Source organism: Gemmatimonas sp., from assembly GCF_044345575.1.
In the GTDB taxonomy this organism is placed as follows: Bacteria; Gemmatimonadota; Gemmatimonadetes; order Gemmatimonadales; family Gemmatimonadaceae; genus Gemmatimonas.
In genome coordinates this window covers 1-3,430 of the sequence record NZ_JBIJAW010000345.1, presented here as the reverse complement: position 1 = coordinate 3,430, position 3,430 = coordinate 1, and the positions used below count along the sequence as shown (strand labels likewise).

The following is a 3,430-nucleotide window of genomic DNA, read 5'->3' as shown; positions in this document are numbered from 1 at the left end:
GCCAGATGCCCTTCGAGGTGGCCACATCCACCAGGGCCGCGCCGATGCCAACATCGTGCCCACGCAAGTCGGAGAACGGCAGCATGCCGTTCGGCGCGCGCGTATCGCCGGCCGTGCGCCACGCGGCGTTGGTGCGCCAGGCAAAGGCCCCCGCCCCACCCTGCAGATGGGCGTGCATGGCCCCGCCGTTATTCACCGACTCGCCCTGTCCGCTGAACGCCCCACTTATGGCGTGCGCCACACGTTCCGCGGGGACGTCGTCACGTACCACGTTCACCACGCCACCGAGACTATTGCTGCCGTACAAGAGCCCGGCTGGCCCACGCACCACTTCCACGCGTCGCGCCGACATGGGATCGATGGTCACGGCGTGATCCGGCGCCGTGGTGGAGATGTCACCGGTGCGCTGGCCGTCCTCGAGTACGAGCACCCGATCTCCGGTGAGCCCACGAATGACCGGCTGCGTGGCCATGGGGCCATTGCTGCGCGAGGTGACGCCCGGCTCGCCGGCAATCGTCGCCGCAATGGACGGCGCCCGTCGCCGGTCGAGCTCGCGCCCATCGAGCGCGCTGACCGGACGTACCAGCGCCACTCCGCTACCCTGCACGGCCGTGACACGCACGACCCCGAGTTGCTGGGCGCGCACCGTGTCACGATCGGTTCGCTTCCGTGCGGTGGTGTCCGCCGGAGTTGATGCGCGCTGTCCGAACATCGCCGTCGGCCACACCAGCCCGACGGCGATGATCGCAACGCGCAGCGTCGTTGACGAGGCCACGACGGTCCCCACGAAGCCGAGACGTGTGACTCAGCGCTGGAGTGTCCGGTTTTCGCGCACACCGAGTACGGCGATGCGCTCAGGGGTGCCACCCACGTTCATCGTACGACTGATCGACGCGGCACCGTTGGCCGCGAGCGCGATCTCGTACACGCGCCCCTGCAGCGGACTGGTCACGTAGGCCACCCCGTCGGCGAACGCGAAGAACGGCGTGAGCACCGTACCACTCGTTGGCATGGGGGGCACGAGGCCGGCAATCGTACCGGTAACCTGACGTGTGGCCATGTCGACAACGTACAGGTTGCCCGTGCGACCGAGTACCAGCGCGTGACGGCCCGCGTAGTCGAGCTCCGCCGTCCAGTCGAGGTCACTGCCGGGGAGCGCGATCGGCAGCATGGTGCGCGTGGAGACCTGCGCCACGCCAAGGGCACGCGTGGCCGCACTTACCGGCTGACCACGAATGGACATGCGCACGAGGAAGTTCGGCTGGCCGTCGCGCGCCCACACTGTACCCACGCCGAAACGTGGGTCACTCGCATGTGTGAACTTGGCGAACGCCGGAGCATTGCCGCTGATGCTCACGAACAATGCGCCGTCGGCACAGCCGTACAACTTGCCGGCGTTGTTCCCCGCGAGACCGTGCAGGCCCGGGCACGACGTGTTGCGTGCGAGTTCGGCGCCCTGCCGGTTGAAGACCACCACGCCGTTGGGAAGCACGGGGTTCGCCGGATCCTGAATGGAAGCGGATACAAACCCGCCGTCGAACGTGGCCATTCCGGCGCCGTGATGGGCATTCCCGGTACGAACCGTGAGGACGGGCTGCGTGTTGCCAGCCGCCACGCCCTGTTCGCTCCAGAAGCGCACGTTGCCGCTCCCGTCGAAGTGCACCGATACCATGTCGCCGTTGTAGTTGCCGTGAATCGGTGTCTGATCGGCGAAGCTGCCGATGATGCGTGGCGGCTGTTTGCTCCCGCGGCCGTTCTGCTCGAACACGCCACCGTCGATGAACGACACCTGGTTGCGGGTCTGGAAATGCGCGAACGCGATGCGCCCCTTGGCCGTGTAGAGGTAGGTGATGCGCGACGGCAGGCCGCCCATCGAGTCGACCCGGGCGCCCGTGGCCGCGTCGAAGATGCGGGCGAAGGCCGCGGTATCAGACACGACGAGCCGACGGAAGTCCGTCGAGGGCACCGTGGCGGCGATGGCGGTGGGTTCGTCATCGGCGCAGGCGCCGAGCAGGACGAGCGCAACAGCCGACACGAGCGCGCGGCTGCGCGTGGCCGAGCGTGAACGAGTGTACCAGCGAGCTATCGAGGGCATGGCAGAGAACCTCCCGAGGACAGTTGGAACGGCCTGTTGATTGACCGCTCTCATTAAGAGGGAGATAGCTAAAGCTTTGTTAATGCGATGTCAATATCAATAATGGCGCGTTCCCACCCAAGGTGGGGAACGCGCGCACCTCTGCCCGCGATGTTCGGAGCATGGGCCCTTCTAGGCCCCGGAGTCCCGCCCCGCCTGCCAAAGCCGACAATACGCCACAGCAGCAGGAACACGCTGGGACACGCGGGGACGCCGAGGACGATGCGAAGACGGAAGGGTTGGCGGTGATCAGCGCGCGTGCACCGTGGCGCCGGCCGACGCCTCGACGCGCGATCCCCCGGCGGCATGGGAAGTCGCCACACGGGACGGCACCCAACGGCACGCGGCATTCACACACCCCGGGCAACGCTGCCGGTACTGTGAGCTCCACGGAGCGCCCGCTTGCAGGTGTTCGTGCACGATATCGGCGAGTGCATCGAGGAACTCCTGACGCGCATTCAGCGCCGGCGCGCGCTTGAAGCCGGGCATACCGAGCTTGTGGGCGAGTTCGGCATACTCGATGTCGAGCTCCGACAGCGTTTCGAGCGGATACTGCGTGAACGCCACCGCACGCGTGATGCCATCGAGCTTCATCTTGCGCAGGGCATCGTCAGCGAACGGCGGGGCATAGCGGAACGCCACGTAGAACGTGTGCGGCGCGGTGTCGGGCGACATCTCGTCGAGGCGACGACACATCACCTCGCCCTGCGCCGTGGTCCACTTGAGAATCGGCGACCCGCCGCCGATGGCGTCGTACAACTTGCGCACCTTCGGTGCCCTACGCGTCGCAATGAACTTGCCCAGCCAATGTCGTGTTCTGCGCAGTGGAGTGGCCGGCCGCATGGTGCGCGGCAGGGCGGCGAAACGGAAGGACATCCGAGGGGCTCGTGACGGTAACCTCGGGGAGTGCGCAAACGGACTCCATTCCGGTTTCGTACGCGAGGGCGGTCCGTAACCTTACCTACCCGCGGGAAACGCGAGACCCGAGAGTTCAGGATGAGCACCGAGAGGCGCGAGGGAGACACGCGCTCGGATAGAAGCGAGAGGCCCGCTGACCAGAGGTGGGAAGCGAGGATGCTACGCACTCCCTTCTCACCTCGGGAAGCCTGATGTCTCGCTTCTATCGGGGCGGGCTTCTCACTCTCGCCCTTCGACTCTCAGTCGGTGTTCTCGAATCTCAGAGCTCAGTACCCAATCGGCCCAAGGCGGAAGAGGGAGAGCGGCCACGCCAGCGCCCCCGGCTCCGTCCCGATGAGAAACCACTCGCCGTACTTGCGGTCGGCCGGCGTGTTGGCG

The 3,430-nt window shown here is 66.7% G+C and carries 3 protein-coding genes; all 3 read right to left on the bottom strand.

Going from position 1 to position 3,430, the window contains the following annotated elements; translation table 11 throughout:
* Window positions 1-775: TonB-dependent receptor plug domain-containing protein (locus tag ACIQ6O_RS14830; protein ID WP_396208556.1), on the bottom strand; the 775-nt coding region annotated here is incomplete at its 3' end.
* A 30-nt stretch (window positions 776-805) separates the two neighbouring features.
* The gene (locus tag ACIQ6O_RS14825; RefSeq protein WP_396208555.1) at window positions 806-2,095 is read right to left on the bottom strand and encodes a hypothetical protein; all 1,290 of its coding nucleotides are present in this window, start codon (window positions 2,093-2,095) and stop codon (window positions 806-808) included.
* 288 nt (window positions 2,096-2,383) lie between these two features.
* The gene (locus ACIQ6O_RS14820; protein ID WP_396208554.1) at window positions 2,384-3,010 is read right to left on the bottom strand and encodes a ferrochelatase; all 627 of its coding nucleotides are present in this window, start codon (window positions 3,008-3,010) and stop codon (window positions 2,384-2,386) included.
* Window positions 3,011-3,430 lie beyond the last annotated feature (420 nt).